Here is a 23,502-nt window from a genome sequence, read left to right as displayed (position 1 = left end):
AGTGGCTCCTGCGACCCCGAAAGCGCGCCCACGGGAACGGGAACCACCCACGACCCGGACACCCCACCCGGCCGTGCGCAGGCCGAACTGAGCACCGTCGGGGGTGCCCGCTGGGGACTTCACGACCGAGCCCTGGGCGATCGTGTCGCCGGCTCGGGGTGCGGGCCGCGCGCGGCGAGCCCGTGCGGATCAAGTGTGGCAAGGGCCGGGTCCGGGGCCCAAGGGGCCAGTCGAGGTCAGATCAGACCGAGTCGCCTGGCCACGAGCACGGCGTCACGCCGCTGGTTGACGCCCAGCTTGCGGTAGATGCCGCGCAGATGCGTCTTCACGGTGTTGACGGAGACGAACAGGGAGTTGGCTATCTCTTCGGTGGTGCGCATGGACGGCAGCTCGACCAGCAGATCGCGCTCACGACTGGTGAGCACACCCGCCGAAGTCGTCGCCGCCGTGGGCAAAGCCGTCATCGTCGTCGTGGCGAACCGGTCGAGCCTGCCGAACCGGCCGGCGCCGCGGGCGAGGAGTTCGCGCACCGGCTTGCCCGCGTGGACGAACGGCCGGATCGTGCCGACGGGCTCCGCGGCCGCCAGCGCCCTGGTGACGGCTTCGTGCGAGCGCCGCTGGTCGCCGGATCGTTCCACCAGCACGGCTTCCAGCAACCAGGCGTCGACGACGGTCGGCGCGGCGACCGCGGGCAGGTCGCCCGACAGCAGTGGTTCCACCAGTTTGCGGGCCTGGTTGACGCGGGAGTGGTGGGAGTGCAGCACGGCCTGGAGCACCGCCTGTTCTCCGCAGGGTCCGAACATCGCCTCGACCTGGCCTGGCATCGCCGCGGCCCACTGCTCGTCACCGGTCCGCAGCGCCATCCGCTGCATCGCCGGAGCTATGTGCGCGACCACCGGCGGCGTCACCTCGCGCCCGGCGACGTCCTGCCACTGGCTGCGCAGGCGGCCGGCGACGGCACGCGGGTCGCCGGCCGTCGCGAACGACACCGCGGCGTCCAGCGTGCGGACCGCGATCCCGACCCCGAGGTCGGGCCGGTCGCCCAGGGCCGTGGTCGCGCGCTCGGCCAGGTCGGTCGCGTTCGCGTCCTCCATGCGCAGGTAGGCGTGCACCCCCATCAACGAGTAGGCGAGCGCGCAGGTGAAGTGCGTCTGCCACCCTCGTCGCTCGGCGAACTCCACCGCGGCCTGTGCCTGCCGCGCCCCCTCCGCGATGTCGCCCATCGCGCTCGCCAGCGCCGCCAGGTGCACCCGGCAGTCCAGTTCCGCGTGGGTGAACCCCTCCTTCCTGGCGAGCGCCGCCGCGCGGACCAGGTCGGTCTCGGCGGCGCGGTGCTCGCCGCGCGACAACGCCGCGACGCCGCGGTCGAGCAGGGCGGCGACGTCCGCGTCCGGTGTGCCGCTCAGACCGGCTGCCGTCCTGGCCATGATGTCGAGCGCCTCGCCGACGTGCGCGTCGAACCGGCCGCGGCGCAGCAACGCGGTGCCGTGCAGCACCCTGACCCGTTCCGGTCGTAGCGCGGGGGAACCGCCGCCGATTCCCGCGAGCACCCGGTCGGCGGCGGCGAGGTCACCCGCGTCGAGCGCGACTAGCGCCGCGACCACGCCGACCGCGGGCCGGGCCAGCACGTGGGCGGGCACCGAGGTCAGCACGGGGTGCACCTTCGCGCCGCCCGCGTGGAGCATCTCCCGCAGCACCGAGTGCTCGACGATCTCCGCGGTGAGCTGGTCCTCGCCCGCCGCGACGGCGTGCCGCAACGCCGTCAGGGGCAGGCTGTGGTCGTGGTGCCAGCGCGCCGCGGACCGGTGCAGCGCGCTCTCGTCGGCCGGACGCGTGCGGCGCAGCTCGGCGAGGAGATGCGCTCGCAGCACCGGATGACATCGGTACCACTCGGGTGTCTCGCTCAGCCTGCCCACGAACGCGTTGGTGCGTTCCAGCTGATCGAGCACCACGCCGGGGCTCGGGTGCTCCGGTGCCAGCGCGCTCGCGAGGCCCGTGCTCACCGCCTCGCAGACACTGGTCGCGACCAGCAGGTCGCGCGTGCTCGGTGAGAGGGGTGCGAGCACCTCCTCGGTCAGATAGCCGTTCACGATCTCGTCCTGCCCGGTGAACATGAGCAGGTCGGCCGGCCGGGCGCCGGTCGTGTTCATCCGCATCGCCGCGAACGTCAGCCCGCCCGCCCAGCCCTCGGTGCCGGCGAGCAGCGGGGTGATCTCCTCGGGTGGGACCGGCACGTCGTACGCGGCGAGCAACGCCTCGGTCTCCGCCCGGTCGAACGCGAGCTCGTCGGGCAGCACCTCGCGCAGCCGTCCCTCCAGGTGCAGCCGGGCGAGGTGCAGCGGTGGCGGGAACCGGCCGAGCAGCACGAGCCGCAACCGGTCTGGTGGCTGCCGGGTGAGCAGGTCGATGGTGGCGAGAGCCTCCGGGTCACGGAGTTCGTGCACGTTGTCCAGCACCAGGCAGGCGGACGCGGGCAGGTGGTCGAACGCGGCCACGATCGCCGAGGAGAAACCCGGTTCGGACCAGGAGATCGCGTCGAGATGGCTCTGGTCCGGCCAGACGCCGGTGAGCGCGTCCCTGATCGCGATGCGCAGCCGGGCGGGCATGCTGTCGTGCTCGTTCAGGGTCAGCCACGCGACCCGCCCGGCGCGGCGTCTGGCCCACTCCGCGAGCAACGTGGTCTTGCCGCTCCCCGCTGGCCCGGTGACGAGGGTGACCGGCGCCGCCGCGACGTGACCGTCCACAACGGACAGAAGCTGATCTCGTGCGACGAGCGGAACGGCCGAGACGGGCACCCGGAATCTGGGCGGGCTGGTGTCGTGCGCTGGTCGTTCGCACTCCGAACTGTCGGACATGAAGATGACTCTCCCCGATGGAGTTACCGTGAATGATCTTGCGATCGAACCGCATCAGTTCGCCGGGCAGGGGGGCCGGAAAGCCTTGCCCGGCTGGGCCAACAGCACGAGCGCGCGTCCGGCCACCCCGACCAGCCTGGGCAGCAGGCCGGCGGCCGCGAGGACACCGGTGACCGCGACCGGAGAGGTCTCCCCGCATTCGTCGTCGTCACCGGGGGCGGCGACGATGAACGCGAACAGCACGACGGCGAGCACGATGCGACGGGAGCGGGAACGATCAGGTTGACGGCTCATGGAAGTCCGCACCTCCTTAGAGGTCCGACGCTGCTCGTCGCGCACGGGCCGGACTTCCCCCGCACGGGGCGAGCGCCGCACCCGTGCGGTCAGGCGGGTTCATCCGCGCCGGGTGAAGAAGCGGATCACCACCTCCCCGGACTCTGTGGCCAGTCCACGACGGGGAAGAGGAGTCGCTGCTGTGCCCAAGACCTGCCTGCCCGCGCTGCGGGATCTGATCGACGTCGTCCGGCCAGCCCGGCCGGTCGCGTCCGTCTACATGGGATCGAGTCCGTTGCGTTCGTGGCGGTCGCGCTGGATCCGCCTCGCCGACCAGCTGCGCAGTGACGGAGCGGGAGACGACGTCGTCGGTGCGATCGGTGGCGCGCTGCACCGGGCGCACGACGCTGATCCGTCCGCCGGAACGCTGGTGGCGTTCGCGGGCGGCGAGGTGCCCCCGCGCGTCTTCCAGGCGCCCGGACTGCGCCATCTGGACCTCGCGTGGTTCAGCTCGCCCGCGCACGTGCTGCCGTTGCTCGCGTGGGTGCAGGACCGGCCGCCGTGCGTGATCGCCGCCGCCACCCGCGAGACCGCCGAACTGGGCACGCCTGACGCGGAGTGGATGTCGCTGCACTACGAGGATCGGCACTGGCACGAGGGTGTGCGATCGGTGGCGTCGGCGGTCGCGGCGATGCTGGTGCGGCAGGACGCCAGGCTGCTGGTCGTGGCGGGACAGGACGAGGTGGTGGCCGCGCTGTGGGCCGCGCTGCCGGCACCCGTGCGGCGCGAGACGACGGTGCGCTGGGTCGGAACCGACCTGAGCCCGAGCCGGATCGAGGAGGAGGTGCGCGGGGCCGCCCGCACGTGGACCGCGGGGGTGCTGGCGGACTTCCACGAACGCGGCCGCGCCCGGCGGCTGGGGGTCGAGGGTGTCGACGAGACCCTCGGCGCGCTGGCCGACGGCCGGGTCGACGACCTGTTCGTCGGACAGCCGGAGGACGTCACCGCCACCGCCTGGTACGGCCTCGCGCCGACCGACGTGGCTCCAGGACAGCCGGTGGGGTCGCACCGCCGCTGCGGGCTGCTCGCGGACGTGGCCGTGCGAGCCGCGTTGCTGACCGGCACACGGGTGCACGTGATCGCCTCAGACACCCGGCAGGCTCCCGAGGACGGCATCGGGGCGCTGTGCCGCGTGCCGCTGACCCTGGTGCGGCCGTGACCGCCGAGCTGGTGCCGCTGCGCACCGCGTTCGACGTGGCGTGGATGGGCCTCCGGCGCGATCAGGTGTGGCACTACGTCCACGAGGCCGAACGGGACATCGAGACGCTCACCGCGGACCGCGACGCGGCGGAGGCCAGGGCGGAGGCGCTCGCCCGGCACCTGGAATCCGAACGGGAGGACAACCGCGCGTTGCGGGAGCGGCTCGACCGGCTGCGCGCCGTGCCGCAGTCCCCGTACGCGGTCGGTGAACGCCTCCGGTACGTCGTGGAGCGCACGCTCGCACAGGCGGCCGAGATCACCGACCGGGCCACCGCGCTGGAGGACCACGCGTGGGAGTCCGCGCGCCGGACGCACGCCGAGCACCGGGAGCTGCTGGCGGAGACGCGGGTGCGGATGGCGCGGATCCTGCGGGAGGGGGAGGCGGGCCGCCGCGCGCTGGACGAGGCGGCGGCCCGTCACCGGGCGAAGGTCACCGAGGACTTCGAGCTGGCGCTGGCGTTGCGGCGCAAGCAGACCTGCCACGACGTGCGGCTGATGGAGGAGACCGCGCGCCGCCGGGCGGAGAGCGTGGTGCGGGAGGCGACCCGCCGGGCCGAGGTGATCAGCGAGCACCGCGACCACGTGGCGGACGTGCTGCGGGTCGTGCACTCGCTGCTGGGCGAGGCGGCCGCGCGCGTGCGGGTGGCGGGTCCGGCGCGGTGAACGCAGGAACCGGCCGGAGCACGGTCCTCCGTGCTCCGGCCGGTTCATCGGCAGACGGTGTCGGGCCGGCATCGGCACCCCGGCAGTCGTCACCGGACCGTCACCGCCGTGATCGTCGAGACGTCAGGACGAGAACGTCTCGCGCAGCAGCTCCTCCTGTTCCTTGGTGAGGTTGGTGGTCAGCAGGGTGGCGCCGGTCTGCTTGAACCTCTCGGCCACCCGGTCGACGACGGCGCCCTCGGACATCACGAACAGCGCGGACGTGCCGGGCGTGACGGTGTCCCGGATCTCCTTCACGAAGTCGTCGTCGATGCCCGCACGGGACATCGATCCCGCCAGCGCGCCGACTCCGGCCCCGATCGCCGCGCCCAGCACGGGCACGAAGAAGATCAGGCCGAACAACAGCCCCCAGAAGCCGCCGCCGAGCGCTCCCGCACCGGTGAGCTTGCCGAGCTCCCTGGTCTTCGGCCGTTTCGCGTCCGGGTCCCAGTACACGTAGGCCGCGTCGCGAACGATGATCAGCTGCTGGTCCTGCAGCTTCGTCAGCTCCTGCAGCGCGCTGTGCGCCCCGTCGGTCGAGTCGAACTTCCACACGGTCAAAGTCGCCATGCCGATGACTGTGCGAGCCCGGAGCCGCCGCGTCCTCACCCGTCGCGAGTGAGCTGGTCGTCGAGGGTGACGGCGGCGTCGATGAGGGCCAGGTGGGTGAACGCCTGCGGGAAGTTGCCCAGCTGCTCCCCGGTCACCGCGATCTCCTCGGCGTAGAGACCGACGTGGTTGCCGTAGGTCAGCATCTTCTCGAACACCAGCCGCGCCTCGCGGGCCCGTCCGGACAACGCCAGCGCGGTCACGTAGTTGAAGGTGCACAACGAGAACGAGCCCTCCGAGCCGCGCAGCCCGTCGGGTGCCGCGTCCGTGTCGTAGCGCCGCACGAGACTGTCGCTGACCAGCGACTCCATCGCGGCGAGAGCGTCCAGCCAGACCGGGTCCCGCGGCGCGACGAACCCCACCTGCGCCATCCGCAGCAACGAGGCGTCGAGGACCTGCGAGCCGTACCGCTGCACGAACGCCCCGGTGCGGTGATCCCAGCCCTGGTCCCACACCTGGCCGTAGATCCGGTCGCGCTGCGAGCGCCACCTCGCCACCGGCGCGGGTTTCCCTTCGCTCTCGGCGACGCGGATCGCCCGGTCGAACGCGACCCAGCTCATCACCCGCCCGTAGGTGAAGTCCGCGCGGCCGGCGCGCGTCTCCCAGATCCCCTCCTCCGGCTGGTTCCAGTTCTCCGCCAGCCAGTCCAGCAGCTCGACCACCGCGTGCCAGCCGCGGTGCCCGATGCGCACGCCGTGCAGGTGGGCGGCGTGCACGCTGTCCAGCAGTTCGCCGTAGATGTCGAGCTGCAGCTGTCCGGCCGCGTCGTTGCCGACCCGCACGGGCGACGACCCCCGATGTCCCTCCCAGTGGTCGAGCACGTGCTCGGTGAGGTCGGCCGACCCGTCGACCGCGTACATCACCCGCAACGGCTCACCCTCCACGAATCGCTCGTTGAGCCACCCGCCGAACGCCGCCGCCTCCTCGGTGTGTCCCAGCCGCAGCAACGCTCCGACCGCGAACGAGGCGTCCCTGATCCAGGTGTAGCGGTAGTCCCAGTTCCGCTCGCCGCCGAGCTGTTCGGGCAGACCGGCCGTCGGGGCGGCGACGATCGCCCCGGTCGGCGCGTAGGTGAGCAGCTTCAGCGTGATGGCCGAACGGTCGACCGCCTCCCGCCAGCGGCCCCGGTAGGTGCCGCGGGCGAGCCAGTCGTGCCAGAACCGCACGGTCCGTTCGAACAGCTCCTGCGCCTCGGTCGCGGCGACGGCGCGCGGCGGACCGTCCACACCGGACTCCAGCACGATGCCCCGGGTCTGTCCCTCCTCCAGACTGATCGTCGCGCGCAGGTCACCGGTGTCGGTGATCTGCCCGGACACCAGCCGGGCGTCTCCGGGTTCGCGCACGGCGTGCAGCACCAGGCCGAACTGGCCGCACGCGAAGATCACGCCGTCGTCGGTGAGGTGCGTGCGGTGCGCCCGGCGGCCGTAGTCGAAGCGAGGCGCGACGTCGAGTTCGAACGTGATCCGGCCGCGCACGCACCGCACCAGGCGCACGAGCCGGTGCCGTTCGGACGGCCCCTCGTCCGGCAGCGGCGGCATGAAGTCGACGACCTCCCCGGTGCCGTCCTCGGTCATGAACCGGGTGATCAGCACCGCCGTGTCCGGGAAGTACAGCTGCTTTCCGGTGCCGGTGAACCCGGCGGGCCGGATCCGGCAGAACCCGCCCCGCTTGCGGTCCAGCAGGGAGGCGAACACCGAGGGCGAGTCGAACCGCGGGCAGCAGAACCAGTCCACGGTGCCGTCGGTGGACACCAGCGCGGAGGTCTGAAGGTCGCCGATCAGCCCGTGATCGGCGATCGGCGCGTACGGGGGTGTGGTCATGGTGACGAGGCTCGGCCGCCGAACGGCCCCGGTCTTCACCCGCCGGAGCGGACACGTGCCCCGGCACTCACACGCGGCGGGTGAAGATCCACGCCCCGGCGCGGGGGCACGGTGAGCCCGACCAACGCTTCGGGAGACAACGGAGGCACGATGCAGGACACAGGCTGGCTCGGCTGGATCTGGTTCGCGGGCATCATGATGATCGTCATGGGGGCGTTCAACGCCATCGAGGGGCTCGTCGGGTTGTTCCGCGGCGAGTACTACGTCGCCAACGGCGAGCAGGTGATCGTCTTCGACCTCACCACCTGGGGCTGGATCACCCTGTTGCTCGGCGTGCTGGTGGTGGTCGCGGGCGCCGCGCTGCTCTCCGGCGCGGCGTGGGCCAGAGTGCTCACGGTGATCCTCGCCGCGGTGAACGCCGTGGCACAACTCGCTTTCGTCTCGGTGCACCCGTTGTGGTCCACGATCGTCATCACGCTGTGCGTGGTGGTGATCTGGGCCGTGGTGGTGCACGGCAACGAGGCGGCGGCAACGCTCGAGTCGTCATCTCGTTGATGCCACGCGCATTGACGATTCTGCTCGGCGCCGCGTCGGCGGTGGTCGTGGTCGCCGGAGTGAAGGCGATCGCGTGGCTGGTGGCGCCCACCGTGCTGGCGGGGCTGATCGTGATCGCGATCAGCCCCGCGCACCGGTGGCTGCGAGGCCGGGGCGCACCGTCCTGGCTCGCGACCACGGCCGTCGTGGTCCTGGTGTACGCGGTGCTGGGCGCGATCGCGGTGACGGTCGTGGTGTCCGGTGTGCGGCTCGCCGGGATGCTGCCCGAGTACGCGGGCCACCACCTGGTGCAGCAGGCGGAACACGTGCTCGCCGGCCTCGACCGGGGCAAGGTGCTCGCCTCGATCACCGGACTGCTCTCCGACCTGACCGGGCTCACCACGAGCCTGGTGTTCCTGCTGGCGCTGTTGCTCTTCCTCGGCGTCGAGGTGCACTGGACCGACAGCCGGCTGGCCGAGATCGCGGACCAGCGGCCGCACCTGACGGTGGCGCTGCGGGAGTTCGCCCGCCGCACCCGGCGCTACCTGCTGGTGACGACGGTGTTCGGGGCAGTGGTCGCGGTGCTGGACACGGTGGCGCTGGCGTTGCTGGGCGTCCCGCTCGCGCTGCTGTGGGGCGTGTTGTCGTTCGTCACCAACTACGTTCCCACCGTCGGCTTCGTGCTCGGGCTGCTGCCGCCCGTCGCGCTCGCGCTGCTGCAGCACGGTCCGCGCCGCGCACTGGCGGTGCTGGCCGTGTACGGGGTGCTGAACTTCGTCGTGCAGTCGTTGGTGCAGCCGCGTTACACCGGGGACGCCGCGGGGTTGTCGACGACCACGACGTTCCTCTCGCTGGCGTTCTGGGCCTGGGTTCTCGGCCCTCTCGGCGCGCTGCTGGCGGTGCCGCTCACCGTGCTGGTGAAGGTGCTGCTGGTGGACGCGGACCCGCGTGCGGGCTGGGCCGCCGCCCTGCTCCGCACGCGGGCTCGATCACGCCACGGACAACACGTGGAAACCCCACGGGCGCAGTGACACGAAAAGTCCCTCGGCGGTGAGGTCGCGATCGAAGACCTCACCGCCGAGCAGGTCCGTGAACCGCCAGGGCCGCGGCTCCCAGTCGAGCCGAATCCGGGCCTGCGCCGGTGAATCGGAGAAGTTGACCACCACGACGTGCCGGGACCCGCCGACCTCGATCCACTCCCACGCGAGCAACGAGCGGTGCGACTGGTTGTCCGGCCATCCCTCGGTGCCGAGCAGGAACCACTCGCCGCACCGGAGGCGGTGCTCCCGCACAGTCGCGAGCAGATGCCGGTACCAGGCGGCCAGGTCGTGGTCGAGCGGCTCGTCCGGGCGTCGGTTCAGGAACACCGGTGGCCGGACCGTCCTGCCCTCGAACTGGCCCTCGTGCCACAACGTCGCGCCCGGCAGCGTGGCGACGACGACCGCGGCGGCCCTGGCGGCGTCCGGCGGGAGCGTGGCCGCCAGCCTCGGTTCGTCCTGGTTCTCCAGGAACCGCACCAGCTTCGCCTGGTAGCCGATGTCGGCATGCAGGTGCGCGCGCACCCCCTCGACGTCCCGCGAGACGAGCCGGTCGTAGAGGCGTTTGTCGTAGCAGAAGGCGAAACCCTGCTGCTGCAACGTCCACTCCATGTCCCAGTACGCCTCGGCGATCAGCGAGGTCTCGGCGTGCTGATCACGCAGCCCGTCGATGATCTCCGGCCAGAACTCCCGTTCGGGCGCCTCGCGGCCCCAGGTGCGCGCGAACACGTCGTTGGTCATGAGCATCGCCATGTCGCACCGGATGCCGTCGCAGCGGGCCGCGATGCCGGCGAGCGTCGTCGCGGCCGCGGTCCGCAGGGCGGGGGAGAAGGCGTCGAGCTGCACGACGTCCGGCCACGGCGGGAAGTACGGGTCCCGGCCGCGCGCGAAGATGTGCTCGCCGATCGCGAGCCAGCGCTCGGGATTCTCCGCGTAGTCGTCCACGTCGCCGCGGACGAACAGTTCCGGGTGGTCGGTCACCCACGGGTGGTCCGGCGCCACGTGGTTCGGCACGTAGTCGAGCACCAGCCGCACCCCGCGTGACGCGAGCTCAGCCCGTGCCTTCGCGAGCGCCTCGTCGCCGCCGAACTCGTCGTCCACGACGTAGCGTCGCACGCAGTACGGCGACCCGCTCACGTCCTGCGGGCGCAGGTCCGGCAGCGCGGCCTGGAACGAGGCCCGCAGCCCGCTCCTCGCGTTGGCGAGCGCCAGCCCGGTGATGCTGCGTTCCCACACTCCCATCAGCCACACCGCGTCGACGCCGGCCGGTGTCACGGCGTCCCATGCCGCGGCGGGCACCTCGGCGAGCGTGACGGGCCGTTCGGTGGCCTGGGACAGCTCGCCCAGCCACACCGCGGTGTTGATCTCGTGGACGACGGGCCGGTCCGGCCATCCGCTCATCGCACGGCCTCCTTCGCGGACACGCGGGACAGCAGCGCCACGAGCGCCGTCCAGCCGGTCTGGTGGCTCGCGCCGATGCCCGCTCCGTTGTCGCCGTGGAAGTACTCGTAGAACAGCGGCAGGTCCCGCCAGTGCGGGTCGTCCCGGTACCGCGTCTGTCCACCGTGGACCGGACGGCGGCCGTCCTGCCCCGGCAGGAACGTCGCGAGCAACCGGTCGCCGATCTCGCCCGCCACCTGCTCCAGGGTGAGGCGCCGCCCTGACCCGGTCGGGCACTCGACGGTGAAGCCGTCCCCGTAATAGGTGTGCAGGTGCAGCAACGCGCGCACGACCATCGCGTTGATCGGGAACCACACCGGGCCGCGCCAGTTGGAGTTGCCGCCGAACATGGAGCTGTCCGACTCGGCGGGCTGATAGCCGACGCGATGCTCCACGCCGTCCAGCGTCAGCACGTACGGATGCTCGGCGTGCCACCGTGAAAGCGAGCGGACGCCGTACGGCCCCAGGAACTCGTTCTCGTCGAGCACCCTGGCGAGGATGCGGCGCAGCCGGCTCTCGTCGAACAGCGCGAACAACACCGGCCCGTCGCCGTCGGTCTGCGCGCCGTGGCCCCACAGCGCGGCCCGCACCGCGGGATGCCGGTCGAGGAACCCCCGCATGCCGTCGACGAGTCCGGGATGGTCGTGCCGCAGCTCGGCGCCGACCACGGTCGCGGCGGCGAGCGGGATCAGCCCGACCGCCGACTGGACGCGCAGCGGCGTCGACGTGCCGTCGGGATTGCGCAGCACGTCGTGGAAGAAGCCGTCCTCCTCGTCCCACAGCCCGTTGCCGACGTGGTTGGTCGCCGCCGCGATCCACGCGAGGTTCTCCAGCAACGTCGCGGCGTGCTCCAGGTAGACCGGGTCCTCGCGCGCGAGTTCCAGCGCGATCTGCAGGAGGTTCTGGCAGAACAGCGCCATCCACGCGGTGCCGTCCGCCTGGTCGGTGCGCCCACCGGCCGGCAGCGGCGCGTTGCGGTCGAACACGCCGATGTTGTCCAGCCCCAGAAAACCGCCCTGGAACAGGTTGCGGCCGTCGGCGTCCTTGCGGTTGAGCCACCAGCCGAAGTTGCGCAGCAGCGGCGGGAACACGCGTTCCAGGAACGCCCGGTCACCGGTTCCGGTGGTGTCGCGGTCGTACTGGTAGACGAACCAGGCCGCCCACGCGTGCACCGGCGGGTTGACGTCCCCGAAGTTCCACTCGTAGGCGGGCAACTGCCCGTCCGGGTGCAGGTAGCGGCGGCCGAGCAGCAGTTCCACCTGCTGCTTCGCGGCCGCCGGGTCCACCACCGCGAGCGGTACCGCGTGGAACGCGAGGTCCCAGGCGGCGAACCACGGGTACTCCCACTTGTCCGGCATGACGACGACGTCCCCGGCCGCCAGGTGCCGCCAGTCCTCGTTGGACAGACCGGTCGGTGCGCCGATCGGGTCGGCGCCGCGTTCGGTGAGCCAGCGCTCGACGTCGAGCCCGTAGTACTGCCGCGACCACAGCAGCCCGGCCAGCGCCTGCCGGCACACCAGCCGTTCGTCGCTCTTCGGATCGCCGCCGAGCACCTCGTCGTAGAAGTCGTCGGCCTCCTCGCGGCGGGCGGAGATCACCGCGTCGAACCCGCCGAACGGCTTGTCGGTGGCAGCGGTGGTGAAGCGGACGCGGACGGTCTCGCTGCCACCAGGGGGAATCGTCAGCACGTGGTGGGCGGCGGCTTTCGTGCCGACGCCGTCCGGAGCGAGCGCGGTCAGATCTCCGCGCAGCACGGCGCGTTCGACGCCGTCCTTCACGTACGGGGTGGTGTTGGGAATGCCGAAGACCCGTTCGTCGTCGGTCTCGTTGCCGGTGACCATCAGCTGGCCGTCGGCGTACCACCACCACACGCCGAGCTCGGGGTGCGCGGCTCGCACCGTGCCCGTGCCCAGCGTGTGCAGTGAGGGTTCGGTCGTGCCCGCCCACGACCACGTGTGCCGGAACCACAGCGTCGGCAACACGTGCAGCGTCGCCTCGTCCGGCCCGCGGTTGTGCGCGGTGACCCGCATCAGGACGTCCTCGGGGCCGGCCTTGGCGTACTCCACGACGACGTCGAAGTAGCGGTCGTCGTCGAACACGCCGGTGTCGAGCAACTCGTACTCCGGATCGTCCCGGCCGCGTTTCCCGTTGGTGGTGACCAGATCTTCGTAGGGGAAGGCCCGCTGCGGGTACTTGTAGAGCATCCGCTGGTACGACGAGGTGGGCGTCGCGTCGAGGTAGAAGTAGCACTCCTTGACGTCCTCGCCGTGGTTGCCCTCGCCGTTGGTCAGGCCGAACAGCCGTTCCTTGAGGATCGGGTCCGCCCCGTTCCACAACGCCAGCGCGAGACACACCCGCTGCCGGTCGTCGCTGAAGCCCGCGAGCCCGTCCTCGCCCCAGCGGTAGGCGCGATAGCGCGCCTGGTCGTGCGTGAACGACGTCCAGGCGTCGTCACCGTTCGACGCCTCCCGGACCGTGCCCCACTGCCGTTCCCCGAGATACGGTCCCCATCGCCGCCACTCGTCGGGTTCCCGCAGCCTTTCCTTCTCCGCACCGGCCACGTCGTCCTGCCTTTCGCTCGGCACATCAGGTGATCGCCAGGCTGGTGGCGGGCGGCGCGCGGCGGGTCACCCGGCGCGGGTGGTTCGGCAGGGGACCGGACTGGCCCCTCGTGAGCCGCCCCGCCCGGCGGCAGAATGGCTCGATGAAGACCGCGTTCGTATTCGCTGGCGGCGGAAGTCTGGGCGCGGTCGAGGTGGGCATGCTCGCGGCGCTCGTCGGCGAGGGCATCCAGCCCGACTTGGTCGTCGGCACATCGGTTGGCGCTGTCAACGGTGTTTGGCACGCGGCCCACCCCGGCTCCGAGGGGGTCCGCACCCTCACGGATCTGTGGACGTCGCTGTCGCGCAAGGACGTCTTCCCGATCCGGCCGGTGCGCGGCCTTCTCGGTGTCTTCGGGCTGAGCGACCACCTCGTGCCCAGCACGGCGCTGCGGCGCCTGCTGCGGACCCACCTCTCCGGCATCACGCTCCAGAACACGCCGACGCCCGCGCACGTCGGCGCCACGGACGTGTTGTCCGGAGAGGAGGTGGTGCTCTCCGAAGGTGACGCGGTGGACGCGTTGATGGCCAGCACCGCGATTCCGGCGGTGTTCCCACCGGTGTCGCTCGGCGGCCGGTACCTGATGGACGGCGGCGCGGTGAACAACAATCCCGTGTCGCACGCGGTGGCACTGGGCGCGGAAAGGGTGTGGGTGCTGCCGACCGGGTACGCGTGCGACCTCGAAGAGCCGCCGTGCAGCGCCCTCGGCATGGCGCTGCACGCGTTGACGTTGCTGGTGAACCACCGGCTCGCGGTGGACGTCGAGCGCTACCGGGACGAGGTCGACCTCCGCGTGGTGCCACCGTTGTGCCCGCTCAGCGTGTCGCCCGCCGACTTCAGCCGGTCCCGCGAGCTGATCGACGCCGCCCACCGGAGCACCCAGCGGTGGCTCGCGGCCGGTCGGCCGGAACGCGGCCTCCTGCACCCCGTCACCGGATGAGTCCTGCCCGCCGGTCCGCCGAGGTCACGATCACCAACGGGCACGGCGCGTGCGAGACGAGAGCCTGACTCGTCGAGCCGAGCAACATGCCGTCGAACCCACCGCGGCCGTGGCTGCCCACCACCAGAAGCTGCGCCTCGGCGCCGTACCGCATGAGCGCCCGCACAGGGCGATCCCGTGGCAGCGCGCGTTCCACCCGCACGTCGGGATACCGGGTCTGCCACCGGGTGAGCGCCTCGCGCGCGTCGTCATCGGCCTCGTCACGGGCCGCGGCGAACCGTGCGGTGCGATAAGCGCTCTCCACGGTGAAGCCGGGCCGGCACAGGATCACTGTGAGCCGGGCGGCGCGCAGTGAGGCGGCCGCGAAGGCGAACGCCAGCGCGGCCTCGCTCGCCGCGGAACCGTCGTGGCCCACCACGATCGGGCCGTCGGTCGCCGCCAGACCGCGCACGATCACCAGCGGGCACCTGCCGTGCGAGGCCAGCGCCGCCGCCGTCGAGCCGACCAGCAGGCCCCGGACGTTGCCGATGCCCTGCGCCCCGAGCACCAGCAGGCGCGCGTGCCGGGACTCCTCGATCAGCAGGGTCGTCGCGCTACCGCCGAGCGGTTCGGTCGTGATCTCCACGTCCGGCCCCGCGGCACGGGCGGCCGTGGCGGCCTCGGCCAGGCACGCCGTGACCCGTTCCTGATCCGTCTGGGTGAGATGTTTCGGGGTGGGCAACGAGAACGCGTGCACCAGCCGCAGGGGTGCGTCGCGCCGGGCGCATTCGTCGGCGGCCCACATGGCCGCGGCGAGCGCGGACGACGAGCCGTCGACCCCGGCCACCACCGGCGCCGTCATCGGAGCGGTCCGAACGGGAGGAGTTCCTCGACGCCGCCCCGCGTGACGACGCACGTCGACTCGGGCACCTCGCGCCAGGCGCCGCGCAGGTCGCCCAGCGGTTCCGACACCACGAGCCGCGTGTCGGGGGAGAGCCCGTGCAGTGTCGGGTTGTCCGGGTACTGCTGCCGCAGTGTCGTGATGTCGGTGCTGTGGAACAGGGTGCGCGAGCGGTGTTCGCTGGAGTAGCGGAACGCCCAGGTGGTCTCGCCGTCGGTCGTGGCGAGCGTCATCTGGAGGGGATGCACCACGCCGTGGTTCCTGCCGATCGCCTCGACGAACGCGGCGGTGCGGGCGACGGCGATGGGTGGATCGTGCTCCAGTCCGAAGGTCAGGGCGAGGAAGAAGAGGATCTCCGAGTCGGTCGATCCCTCGATCTCGGAGTAGAGCGAGGGATCGACCACCAGCGAGAGTTCCCGGCGCACCAACGGGAAACCGGCGATGAGCCCGTTGTGCATCCAGAGCCGCCGGCCGTGCCGGAACGGATGGCAGTTGGTCTGCTGGACCGCCGTGCCGGTGGACGCGCGGACGTGCGCGAAGACGACGCCCGCCGTGGTCTGCGCGGACAACTCTCGCAGGTTGCGGTCGTTCCAGGCGGGTTCGGTGCTCAGGAACAGACCTGGCCGCGGCGCGGTCGCGTACCAGCCGACCCCGAAGCCGTCACCGTTGGTGGTCTCCACGCCCAGCCGCGAGTGCTTGCTCTGGGTGACGAGCGAGTTCGCCGGGACGTAGAGGAGCTCCTCCAGCAGAACGGGGGAACCGGAATACGCGAGCCATCGGCACATGCGGCCTCCTCAGAAGAAGTTCTTTCCTGGCAAAGAGTCGTCAGAGTCCACTTCGGACCTTGATGCGCCCGGTCCTGGCCGCCTCCGCGACGAGCTCGTGGTCCTGCTCGTTGCGATCGGCGTAGCGCTCGGCGAACTCGACGAGCGCGGTGTCGAACGTTTTGCCGTCGTCGAGGTACGCGGCCATCGCGATCCGGTCGCCGGTGCGCGCGTGCGCTCGGGCCAACGTCCACCCGCACAACGCGCCGTACAGCCGCAGGCCCGCCGCGTCCATGGTCTCGATCGAGGCCGAGCCCTTCCAGTCGCGCAACTGCCGGACGTGGAAGTCCCTGGTGAGCCCGTCGATGCCCTCAGCGGTCTCCCAGCCGAGGAAGATGTCGCCGGCGGCCTGCATCAGCCGCTGCCCGGCCACGACCCGTTCGCCCTCGCTGCGGTGGGACGTGCGCACGCCATCGGGCAGGTGGTCCGCGAGAACCGATCGCGACGCCTCCTTCACCTGCAGCAGCAACGGATCGTTCTCGTCCCGCCCGTGCAGCAGCACGATCCAGCACCGGGTCCCGACACTGCCGACCCCGACGACCTTGCGCGCCATGTCGACGAACCGGAACCCGTTCATCAGGTGACGCCGGTCAGCGGACAGGGTGGTGGCGTAGCCGGCGAGCAGGTCCTGGATCAGGAACTCCAGGTCCGCGCGGTCCGCGTCGGGCATCAGGTGGCCGACCGGGACGAGCAGCGGCGGATCCGCCGTGATGCGGCGGCACCCGTCGACGACGGAGGTCAGCTTGCGGTAGGCCTGAAGGCTGTCGCGCGCACGGGCTTTCGTTTGCTCACGGGCGAAACGGCGCTGCTTCGCCTTGTCCGCACGTGCCTTGAGCAGGATCTCGACCTCGTCGGCACCGGCGTGGGCGTACCAGACCTCCAGATCACCCCGCTGTGCGAAGCGCGTCATCGCCGACCGGTAGCGGCCGGTGGCGGCGCGCACGGCGGCCGCCCGTGCCTTGCGCCCCAGCCCGTTCTGCCGGCCGGCGACGGCGATGCTGGCCGCGAGGCGTTTGACGTCCCACTCGAACGGACCGGGCAGCGTCTCGTCGAAGTCGTTGAGGTCGAACACCAGTCGCCGCTCCGGGGAGGCGAAGACCCCGAAGTTGCTCACGTGCGCGTCCCCGCTGAGCTGGCAGGTCAGACCGGAGAACGGCGTGGCCGCCAGGTCACCTGCCATCACCGCGGCCGCACCGCGGAAGAACGCGAACGGCGAGGCCAGCATCCGGCCGTACCGGATCGGCACCAGCTCGGGCAGCCGCGTGGCGTCCTGCCCGGCGAGCACGTCCACCGGGTCGCGCCGGTCACGGCCGGCGGGCAGGTCCGCGTGTCCGGCGAGCGGAACCTCCTTGCGGGCAGCCAGACCCGCGGCGATTCTCGCGGCCACTGAACCGGTCATCGCGCAACCTCCCCGCCGACTGGACCGGTGGGGCTCCGGTCCACCTGCGACGCAACACCGCCGCGGTCGCCGGCACACCACCCGTCGCGGGGGAGCACCGGCGCGGGACCTCATCCGCGCCGCGTGAAGCGCTCGGGCCGTGGCCGCCGGAGTCTGCGTGAGTGGACTCCAACGCCTTGCGCAGAGTGCTCGTGCCCCTCGCCCTCGCCCAGTTCATCTGCAGCTTCGCCGGCTCCAACATGAACGTGATGATCAACGACATCAGCCGGGACCTGGACACGACCGTCCAGGGCGTCCAGCTCGCGATCACGATCTTCCTTCTGGTCATGGCGGCGCTGATGATCCCCGGAGGCAAGCTGACCGACCGCTACGGCCGCAAGCGATGTCTCACCGCCGGTCTCGCCGTGTACGGGCTCGGCGCGGTGCTGAGCGCGTTCGCACCCGGCCTGCCCGTCCTCATCGTCGGCAACTCGATCCTGGAGGGCGTCGGCACCGCGCTGCTGATCCCGCCCGTCTACATCCTGGCGACGATGCTGTTCGCCGGCGTCACCTCGCGCGCCCGTGCCTTCGGCGTGATCAACGGCATGGCGGGCATCGGCGCCGCCACCGGGCCGTTGATCGGCGGGCTCATCACGACGGTGCTCAGCTGGCGGGTGGCTTTCCTTTTCCAGGCACTGGTCGTCGTGGTGATCTTCGTGCTGAGCCGCCGGTACGTCCGGGACCCGCGGCCACCGGACCCGAGCCGCCCGTTCGACGTCCGCGGCGCGGTGCTGTCGTCGGCCGGGCTCGTCCTGATCGTCTCGGGCGTGCTGGCGGCGGACAACAACCTCTGGCTGATGCTGGGGCTGCTCGCCGCCGGAGCCCTCACGCTCGTGTGGTTCTTCCACTCCGTGCGCGCCAAGGAACGCGCCGGGGTGGAACCGTTGCTGTCGACGGAGTTGTTCCGCAGCCGCACCTCGAACCTCGGCCTGGTCACGCAGAACGTGCAGTGGCTCGTGCTCATGGGCATCTCGTTCGTGGTCTCGGCGTACCTCCAGGTCGTGCGCGGCTACAACGCGATCGAGACCGGCCTGATCCTCACGGCCGCCACGGCGGGTGTGCTGCTCGCGTCGCTGTCGGCCGAGCGTCTCGCCCGCCGGCACGCCCAGCGCAGCCTCGTGCTGACCGGGTTCGCCGTCACGATCGCCGGCATCGCGCTCTTCCTCGCGCTGCTGGCCCTTTCCCCACAGGTGTGGGCGTTCCTGCCCGGGTTGTTCCTGATCGGGCTCGGCATCGGCGCGATGCTGACGCCGTCGGTGAACGTCGTGCAGTCGAGCTTCCCGGACGAGCTGCAGGGCGAGATCTCCGGCCTGTCCCGCAGCGTGTCCAATCTCGGGTCCTCACTCGGTGCCGCGATCGCGGGCACCATCCTCGTCGCCGGCATCACCAGGACACCCGAACTTTCCTACGCGCTGGCGATGGTCGTGCTGGCGCTGATCGCACTCGGCGGCATGGCGGCGGCCGCGTTCCTGCCGCGCGCCGCGCAGAGCCAGGTGCGGTGACCGGGATGACGGACGAACTGCCCCGGTTGCGGGCACAGGTGTACGCGCTGCAGGCACGGCTGGATCAGCGAGAGCGGCGTGCGGCCACGGTCCGGATGCTCCGCCGGATCGGCGCCGCCGTGCTGATCGCGGTGACGGCGTTCGCGCTCGTGATGAGCGTCGTCGGCATCTGGAGCGCGCGCACCGCGCTCAACACCGACCGGTGGGTCGCGACGGTCGCGCCCCTGCCGAAGGACCCGGAGGTCGCCGCGGCGGTGGCGGACTTCGCGACCGTCAAGCTCTTCGAGGCCGTCGACGTCGAACAGCGGCTCCGGTCGGTGCTGCCCGAACAGGCCGCGTTCGTCGCCGGGCCGCTGGCGAGCCAGCTGCACGCCCCGGTGCGTGCGACGGCCACCAAAGTCCTGGGCAGCGACCAGTTCCAGCGCGTCTGGACCGAGCTGAACCGCCGCGCCCACCAACGCGCGCTCGCCGTCGTCGAGGGCGACAGCGACCTCGTGGCCGTCCACCAGGACCGGGTCGAGATCGACCTGCTGCCGTTGATCAACGAGGTGCTCAGGACGCTCAGCGCACAGCTGCCCACCCTTTTCGGCAAGCAGCTCTCGCTGCCGGACCTGAGCAGCGGGGAGATCCCCGCCGATCTGCGGATCCGGGTGCAGGACTCGCTCGGCGTGACGCTGCCGGAGAACTTCGCGCAGTTCACCGTCTACGACTCCGGGCAGCTGTGGGCGGCCCAGCAGGCCGTGACGACGGCCAAGCGAGGCCTCGTCCTGTTCCTGATCGGCACACTCGTGCTGCTCGTGCTCGCACTGCTCGTCTCGCCCGATCGCCGGCGCACGGCGCTGCAACTCGGCCTGTGGCTGGTGGTCGCCGCCGTGGCGGTCACGGCGACGCTGCGCGCGGTCCGCGAGCAGATCCTGCAGAACGTGCCGGAGGGGCTCTACCGCGACGGTGCCGCGGACGTGCTGACGACGGTCTTCAGCCAGCTGCGCACACGGGGTTGGCAGATGCTCTGGACGGGCGCGCTGCTCGCCCTGCTGATGTACGCGATCGGACCGGGCAGGGGACCGGTGTGGTTGCGCCGCAAGACAGTCCAGGTGTGGGACGCGATCCGCCGGGGTGGACGGGCGCTCGCCGCGCACGGTCCCAGTTGGACCGCACGGCACCTCGACGCCGTGCGCGTGGGCGGAGTCGCCGTGGCTGTCGTGCTCGCGTTGCTGTTCTCGTCGTGGACGGCCCTGTTGTCGATCGTGGTGGTGCTGGCGGCCTACGAGCTGCTCGTGACCGCGTTCGCCCTGCGTTCCACCCGCACCGGATGACGTGACTGATCGAACAGAGGAGAAGTCGTATGGCCATCGGGCCGATCCAACTGATCGTGCTGGGCTTCACCCACCCGGACTTCCGCGGTGAGGTGATCGCCGAACTGGAGAAACTCCGCAGGACCGACACCATCCGCGTGATCGACGCCCTGGCCGTCCACAAGGACCCCAAGGGCGCCATCGCGGTCGAGCACCTGAGCAACCTCTCGCCCGCCGAGGAGGTCGAGCTGGGCAGCAAGATCAGCGCGCTGCTCGGCCTCGGTGCGGAGGTGGGAGCCGAGTCGGCGCGGGAGAAAGGAGGCGTCCACCCGTTCAGCGACGCGGACGCGTGGGACGTGCTCGCCGAGATTCCCAACGACAGCGCGGCGGCGTTGCTGCTCATCGAGCACCACTGGGCCGTGCCACTGCGCGACGCCGTCGCCCGCGCTCAGGGGTTCCGCGTCTCCGACGGCTTCATCAGCCCGCTCGACCTGATCGCGATCGGGCTGGTGAGTGCGGAGGAGGCACAGGAACTGCACGACCTCGAAACAGCAGGATCGACCCGTTGAGGAGGCAGACATGTTCGGTTCACGCCGCGTGGCCCGCCGCACCGCACGACGCATGGTGCGGCGAAGCGGAGGAGCTCCAGGAATGTTCAGGGCACGCCGGGTAGTCCGGCGCCGCTGATCGGCGCTTCTCTGACCGTTGGCGAGGTGATCCACGCTTCGTGGTGCCGCCCCCACACCCCGTACGACCAGTACGAAATGTGGGGGCGGCACCACGATGCTCCCGTCTGCTGGTACTCGCGGACGCCACCGGCCGATCGCTCAGGACAGGGCCAGCTTGCGCAGGCGCGTCCAGTCGAGTTCCGGCCGTGCCCGCGGGACTCCGGGCCGGTGGCGTGGCACCCGTACCCGCAGCGCCCCCGGCCTGACCACGCACCGCACGGGAGTCGTCATCATGACCGCCTCGCCGTCCACGCCGACCGGCAGCAACGGGGTGTCCGCCGTGATGACGACCTCCGCCGCGGTCCGCAGGACCACGGCGTCCGACCGCCGCCGGCCGCGCAACAGGCCGGCGGCTTCCGCCGCGTCGCGCACCGTCACCGCGAGCACGCCCAGCACACCGCCGTCCAGTCGCGGCCTCCGCCCCAGGCCGGCCAGATCGCTCGACCCGTAGGGGTTGTTGCTGACCAGCACCGCCTGCGGCCCGTCCAGCCGGTCCTCGCCTGCCAGCACCCGCAGCGCCGCCGACCGCGGCCCGATCAGCAGGCCGGGCAACAGGTTCAGCGTCGTCCGCCTCTTGCCTTCGCGGTAGGCGGGACTCCGCACCACCTCGGCGTACGCGCCGAACGACGCGTTGTTGACGAAGGTGCGGTCCCCGGCCACGCAGAGGTCGACCCGCATCTCGACGCCGTCGGTGAGCGCGTCGAGGCAGCGGCGGGGATCGTCGCGATCCAGCCCGAGGTCCAGCGCGAAGTGGTTGCGCGTGCCCGCCGAGATGACCATGAACGGCACCCCGCGGTCCGCCGCGATGCCGGCCACGATCGCTTGCGTGCCATCACCTCCGGCCACCCCGAGCAGGTCGGCGCCGTCGTCCAGAGCCTGCCGGGCGAGCGCGGCGACGTCCTGCGAGCCGTCGAGCACGCAGACCTCCGCGCCGAGCACTCTGGCCAGGTCGGGCAGTCCGAACCGGCCGACCTTCCCGTCGCCGGACCTGGGGTTCATGATCAGGTACGGCCGCCGGGGCCGTGGCACCTCGAACTCGACCGGCCCGCCCGCCCCGCCGTTCGCGGAGAGCGCGCGCCGTCCGCAAGCCACCGCGACGAACCAGAGCAGAGCGCACACCACGACCACCCACGCCAAGCGGGCCTGGACGTACAGAACGACCACGATCAGCGGCACGAACACCACGAGCACCCCGGCCAGCCACCGCACGAGACCGCGATGGGCGAGGAACCACCAGGCGCCCGCCAGCGCGAGCGCCGTCCCCGTCGCACCGACCAGCACCAGCCCCACGCCGGCACGCACCCCGGCCGCCACCAGCACGACCACGACGGCCGTTCCCGCGGCCAGGAACGCGAGGCGGGCCGCCCAGCGTTGTTCCGGCGTTGTCACATCGGTCACGGCAACCTCCACAGTGGAATGTCTCTCCAGCGTGGCCGTGCACGGCGCGGGCGGCCTCACCCCTCGCGGATGAACGGGCCGGCGGACTCACCCACGACGGCGGAAGCGCCACCGTCAGTGCGTCACGACGATCAGTGCGGTGAAACCGTTGTGCGTCAACAAAGTCCTCTGCTCGGCGGCCGCGGCGCTGCTGGCTCTCACCGCCTGCGCGGCTCCCCAGCCCGTCGCCCAGGTCACCTCGACGACCGCCAGTCCCGTGCCGATAGCCACGAAGTCCGTCTCGCGTCACTTCCGCGCGCAGGTCCTCGCGCGCGTCCCCACCGACCGGGCCGACGCGCGGGGCCTGGAACTGGTCGGCGATCTGCTGGTGGAGAACACGGGCCCGGTGATCCGCGCGGTGGCACCCGCCACCGGAGAGGTCCAGGCGCAGCGGACCGTGTCGCCGGGCAGCGGAACCGCGCTGACACCGGCCGGTCTGTGGCACTCCGCCGTCCTGCTGGATCCGCGCTCACTGGCGGAACGACGCCGGGCCACGATCACCGACGAGGCCTGGGGACTGTGTTACGACGGAACGCACCTCGTGCAGTCCGACGGCACCACCACGCTGCTGCTGCGAGACCACGACACCGCCGAGTTGATCCGCGAACTTCGCATCGACGCCCGCGAGTGGGGGGCCGCACGGCTGGGCGAACTCCACTGCACGAGCGTCGACGGCCGCCCGCAGGTGTGGGCGGCCGTCGACGGCACGGACTGGATGATCCGCGTGGACCTCGCCTCGGGCACCGTCACCGCGGACGCCGACCTCACCGCCGTCACCGTCGCCGAGGTGCCGACGGGCCGGAACCAGGTGATCGGCGGCATCGCGGCGGTGCCGGGCGCGGCGGGGGAGTTGTGGCTCACCGGCAGGCACTACCACCACCGCTACCGGATCGGGCTGCTGCCTCGGACGTGATCCCTGGGGTCAGGACGTGAGGAGGCCGAGCTGCCGCAGCCAGGAGCTGACCGCGTCGTCCGCTCTGCCGACCTCTTCGCCCTTGACCGCCAGTCCGTCGGCGAACTTGGCGCCACGGCAGGACTTCGCGTAGTCGCGGGCTGTGGTGCCCAAGTCCCAGCTTGGTCAGTGAGGTCTCGAACGCGCCGTCTGCGCGCCGTCGCCGGCACCGCTCCGGACCTCACCAACCTCGTCGGCGAACTGCTCCTGAAGAGCCCCGACTTCGCCGGCCTGCGGGAACGCTACGAGGTCACCGGCCGCGAACCCCGCCCGGCCGGCGCATCGGCGTCTACACGGCGGAACCCGGCAGTCCCGACCACGACGCGCTGATCCTCCTCGACAACGCCACGCCCCGACGGCCGCGGCAACGTACGG

General features: G+C 71.7%; 21 protein-coding genes. 10 read left to right on the top strand and 11 right to left on the bottom strand.

Going from position 1 to position 23,502, the window contains the following annotated elements; translation table 11 throughout:
• Window positions 1-236: 236 nt before the first annotated feature.
• Window positions 237-2,855, bottom strand: coding sequence for a LuxR C-terminal-related transcriptional regulator (locus SK854_RS06580; protein ID WP_319974088.1), 2,619 nt, complete (start codon window positions 2,853-2,855; stop codon window positions 237-239).
• Window positions 2,856-2,909: 54 nt separating this feature from the next.
• The gene (locus SK854_RS06575; RefSeq protein ID WP_319974087.1) at window positions 2,910-3,149 is read right to left on the bottom strand and encodes a hypothetical protein; all 240 of its coding nucleotides are present in this window, start codon (window positions 3,147-3,149) and stop codon (window positions 2,910-2,912) included.
• A gap of 181 nt (window positions 3,150-3,330) precedes the next feature.
• Between SK854_RS06575 and SK854_RS06570 the strand changes: the two genes are divergently transcribed.
• Both SK854_RS06570 and SK854_RS06565 read left to right on the top strand, forming a co-directional pair.
• Window positions 3,331-4,347: a hypothetical protein gene (locus tag SK854_RS06570; RefSeq protein ID WP_319974086.1), complete on the top strand. Its 1,017-nt coding sequence runs from the start codon at window positions 3,331-3,333 to the stop codon at window positions 4,345-4,347.
• Window positions 4,344-5,051 carry a coiled-coil domain-containing protein gene (locus SK854_RS06565; RefSeq protein WP_319974085.1) on the top strand — a complete coding sequence of 236 codons (708 nt, stop codon included), beginning with the start codon at window positions 4,344-4,346 and terminating at the stop codon, window positions 5,049-5,051. The genes SK854_RS06570 and SK854_RS06565 overlap by 4 nt, the downstream gene beginning before the upstream one ends.
• A gap of 123 nt (window positions 5,052-5,174) precedes the next feature.
• Here the strand turns inward: SK854_RS06565 and SK854_RS06560 are convergent, their stop codons facing one another.
• Both SK854_RS06560 and SK854_RS06555 read right to left on the bottom strand, forming a co-directional pair.
• Window positions 5,175-5,660 carry a DUF1269 domain-containing protein gene (locus SK854_RS06560; RefSeq protein ID WP_319974084.1) on the bottom strand — a complete coding sequence of 162 codons (486 nt, stop codon included), beginning with the start codon at window positions 5,658-5,660 and terminating at the stop codon, window positions 5,175-5,177.
• A 35-nt stretch (window positions 5,661-5,695) separates the two neighbouring features.
• Entirely contained in the window at window positions 5,696-7,519 is a 1,824-nt protein-coding gene (locus tag SK854_RS06555) for a glycoside hydrolase family 15 protein (protein WP_319974083.1), read from the bottom strand.
• Window positions 7,520-7,669: 150 nt separating this feature from the next.
• On the opposite strand from SK854_RS06555, the gene SK854_RS06550 reads away from it, so the two are divergent.
• Both SK854_RS06550 and SK854_RS06545 read left to right on the top strand, forming a co-directional pair.
• Entirely contained in the window at window positions 7,670-8,074 is a 405-nt protein-coding gene (locus tag SK854_RS06550; RefSeq protein WP_319974082.1) for a DUF7144 family membrane protein, read from the top strand.
• A complete protein-coding gene (locus SK854_RS06545; protein WP_319974081.1) occupies window positions 8,074-9,084 on the top strand; it encodes an AI-2E family transporter in 1,011 nt (336 codons plus the stop codon). The genes SK854_RS06550 and SK854_RS06545 overlap by 1 nt, the downstream gene beginning before the upstream one ends.
• Here the strand turns inward: SK854_RS06545 and SK854_RS06540 are convergent.
• Together SK854_RS06540 and SK854_RS06535 are read right to left on the bottom strand one after the other, a co-directional pair.
• Entirely contained in the window at window positions 9,043-10,491 is a 1,449-nt protein-coding gene (locus SK854_RS06540; protein WP_319974080.1) for an alpha-amylase family glycosyl hydrolase, read from the bottom strand. The genes SK854_RS06545 and SK854_RS06540 overlap by 42 nt on opposite strands.
• Window positions 10,488-13,091 carry an MGH1-like glycoside hydrolase domain-containing protein gene (locus SK854_RS06535; RefSeq protein ID WP_319974079.1) on the bottom strand — a complete coding sequence of 868 codons (2,604 nt, stop codon included), beginning with the start codon at window positions 13,089-13,091 and terminating at the stop codon, window positions 10,488-10,490. Before SK854_RS06535 ends, SK854_RS06540 begins: the two co-directional genes overlap by 4 nt.
• Window positions 13,092-13,234: 143 nt before the next feature.
• Between SK854_RS06535 and SK854_RS06530 the strand changes: the two genes are divergently transcribed.
• The gene (locus SK854_RS06530) at window positions 13,235-14,071 is read left to right on the top strand and encodes a patatin-like phospholipase family protein (protein WP_319974078.1); all 837 of its coding nucleotides are present in this window, start codon (window positions 13,235-13,237) and stop codon (window positions 14,069-14,071) included.
• Here the strand turns inward: SK854_RS06530 and SK854_RS06525 are convergent.
• From SK854_RS06525 to SK854_RS06515, 3 genes are read right to left on the bottom strand one after another with little or no spacing between them, the layout of a single operon-like run.
• Entirely contained in the window at window positions 14,061-14,912 is an 852-nt protein-coding gene (locus tag SK854_RS06525; protein WP_319974077.1) for a universal stress protein, read from the bottom strand. The two genes, SK854_RS06530 and SK854_RS06525, sit on opposite strands and share 11 nt — an antisense overlap.
• The gene (locus SK854_RS06520; RefSeq protein ID WP_319974076.1) at window positions 14,909-15,736 is read right to left on the bottom strand and encodes a class II glutamine amidotransferase; all 828 of its coding nucleotides are present in this window, start codon (window positions 15,734-15,736) and stop codon (window positions 14,909-14,911) included. Before SK854_RS06520 ends, SK854_RS06525 begins: the two co-directional genes overlap by 4 nt.
• Window positions 15,737-15,776: 40 nt before the next feature.
• A complete protein-coding gene (locus SK854_RS06515) occupies window positions 15,777-17,174 on the bottom strand; it encodes a DUF2252 domain-containing protein (RefSeq protein ID WP_319974075.1) in 1,398 nt (465 codons plus the stop codon).
• A gap of 161 nt (window positions 17,175-17,335) precedes the next feature.
• Here SK854_RS06515 and SK854_RS06510 point away from each other — a divergent pair, with 161 nt between their 5' ends.
• The 3 genes from SK854_RS06510 to SK854_RS06500 are packed head-to-tail and all read left to right on the top strand — an operon-like array spanning window position 17,336 to window position 20,579.
• Entirely contained in the window at window positions 17,336-18,715 is a 1,380-nt protein-coding gene (locus tag SK854_RS06510) for an MFS transporter (RefSeq protein ID WP_319974074.1), read from the top strand.
• A gap of 5 nt (window positions 18,716-18,720) precedes the next feature.
• Window positions 18,721-20,031, top strand: coding sequence for a hypothetical protein (locus tag SK854_RS06505; RefSeq protein ID WP_319974073.1), 1,311 nt, complete (start codon window positions 18,721-18,723; stop codon window positions 20,029-20,031).
• A 29-nt stretch (window positions 20,032-20,060) separates the two neighbouring features.
• Window positions 20,061-20,579 carry a hypothetical protein gene (locus SK854_RS06500; protein ID WP_319974072.1) on the top strand — a complete coding sequence of 173 codons (519 nt, stop codon included), beginning with the start codon at window positions 20,061-20,063 and terminating at the stop codon, window positions 20,577-20,579.
• A 258-nt stretch (window positions 20,580-20,837) separates the two neighbouring features.
• On the opposite strand, the gene SK854_RS06495 is transcribed toward SK854_RS06500, so the two are convergent.
• Window positions 20,838-22,136: a diacylglycerol/lipid kinase family protein gene (locus SK854_RS06495; protein WP_319974071.1), complete on the bottom strand. Its 1,299-nt coding sequence runs from the start codon at window positions 22,134-22,136 to the stop codon at window positions 20,838-20,840.
• Window positions 22,137-22,275: 139 nt separating this feature from the next.
• Here SK854_RS06495 and SK854_RS06490 point away from each other — a divergent pair, with 139 nt between their 5' ends.
• Window positions 22,276-23,088, top strand: coding sequence for a glutaminyl-peptide cyclotransferase (locus SK854_RS06490; protein ID WP_319974070.1), 813 nt, complete (start codon window positions 22,276-22,278; stop codon window positions 23,086-23,088).
• Window positions 23,089-23,097: 9 nt separating this feature from the next.
• Here the strand turns inward: SK854_RS06490 and SK854_RS06485 are convergent, their stop codons facing one another.
• The gene (locus SK854_RS06485; RefSeq protein WP_319974069.1) at window positions 23,098-23,241 is read right to left on the bottom strand and encodes a hypothetical protein; all 144 of its coding nucleotides are present in this window, start codon (window positions 23,239-23,241) and stop codon (window positions 23,098-23,100) included.
• 15 nt (window positions 23,242-23,256) lie between these two features.
• Between SK854_RS06485 and SK854_RS06480 the strand changes: the two genes are divergently transcribed.
• On the top strand, window positions 23,257-23,457 hold the full coding sequence (locus tag SK854_RS06480) for a hypothetical protein (RefSeq protein WP_319974068.1): 201 nt from the start codon (window positions 23,257-23,259) through the stop codon (window positions 23,455-23,457).
• The last annotated feature ends 45 nt before the right edge of the window (window positions 23,458-23,502 follow it).

The sequence above is a fragment of the Lentzea sokolovensis genome, assembly GCF_033949975.1.
Lineage (GTDB): Bacteria > Actinomycetota > Actinomycetes > Mycobacteriales > Pseudonocardiaceae > Lentzea > Lentzea sokolovensis.
The sequence above is the reverse complement of the archived record's forward strand: the minus strand, read 5'-3'. Positions and strand labels throughout refer to the sequence as shown.

What these genes read in the sequence shown, in the direction of transcription:
- SK854_RS06580 (WP_319974088.1), bottom strand. Translation starts at nt 2,855, where the DNA reads ATGTCCGACAGTTCGGAGTGCGAACGACCAGCGCACGACACCAGCCCG.
- SK854_RS06575 (WP_319974087.1), bottom strand. Translation starts at nt 3,149, where the DNA reads ATGAGCCGTCAACCTGATCGTTCCCGCTCCCGTCGCATCGTGCTCGCC.
- SK854_RS06560 (WP_319974084.1), bottom strand. Translation starts at nt 5,660, where the DNA reads ATGGCGACTTTGACCGTGTGGAAGTTCGACTCGACCGACGGGGCGCAC.
- SK854_RS06555 (WP_319974083.1), bottom strand. Translation starts at nt 7,519, where the DNA reads ATGACCACACCCCCGTACGCGCCGATCGCCGATCACGGGCTGATCGGC.
- SK854_RS06550 (WP_319974082.1), top strand. Translation starts at nt 7,670, where the DNA reads ATGCAGGACACAGGCTGGCTCGGCTGGATCTGGTTCGCGGGCATCATG.
- SK854_RS06545 (WP_319974081.1), top strand. Translation starts at nt 8,074, where the DNA reads ATGCCACGCGCATTGACGATTCTGCTCGGCGCCGCGTCGGCGGTGGTC.
- SK854_RS06540 (WP_319974080.1), bottom strand. Translation starts at nt 10,491, where the DNA reads ATGAGCGGATGGCCGGACCGGCCCGTCGTCCACGAGATCAACACCGCG.
- SK854_RS06530 (WP_319974078.1), top strand. Translation starts at nt 13,235, where the DNA reads ATGAAGACCGCGTTCGTATTCGCTGGCGGCGGAAGTCTGGGCGCGGTC.
- SK854_RS06525 (WP_319974077.1), bottom strand. Translation starts at nt 14,912, where the DNA reads ATGACGGCGCCGGTGGTGGCCGGGGTCGACGGCTCGTCGTCCGCGCTC.
- SK854_RS06520 (WP_319974076.1), bottom strand. Translation starts at nt 15,736, where the DNA reads ATGTGCCGATGGCTCGCGTATTCCGGTTCCCCCGTTCTGCTGGAGGAG.
- SK854_RS06515 (WP_319974075.1), bottom strand. Translation starts at nt 17,174, where the DNA reads ATGACCGGTTCAGTGGCCGCGAGAATCGCCGCGGGTCTGGCTGCCCGC.
- SK854_RS06505 (WP_319974073.1), top strand. Translation starts at nt 18,721, where the DNA reads ATGACGGACGAACTGCCCCGGTTGCGGGCACAGGTGTACGCGCTGCAG.
- SK854_RS06500 (WP_319974072.1), top strand. Translation starts at nt 20,061, where the DNA reads ATGGCCATCGGGCCGATCCAACTGATCGTGCTGGGCTTCACCCACCCG.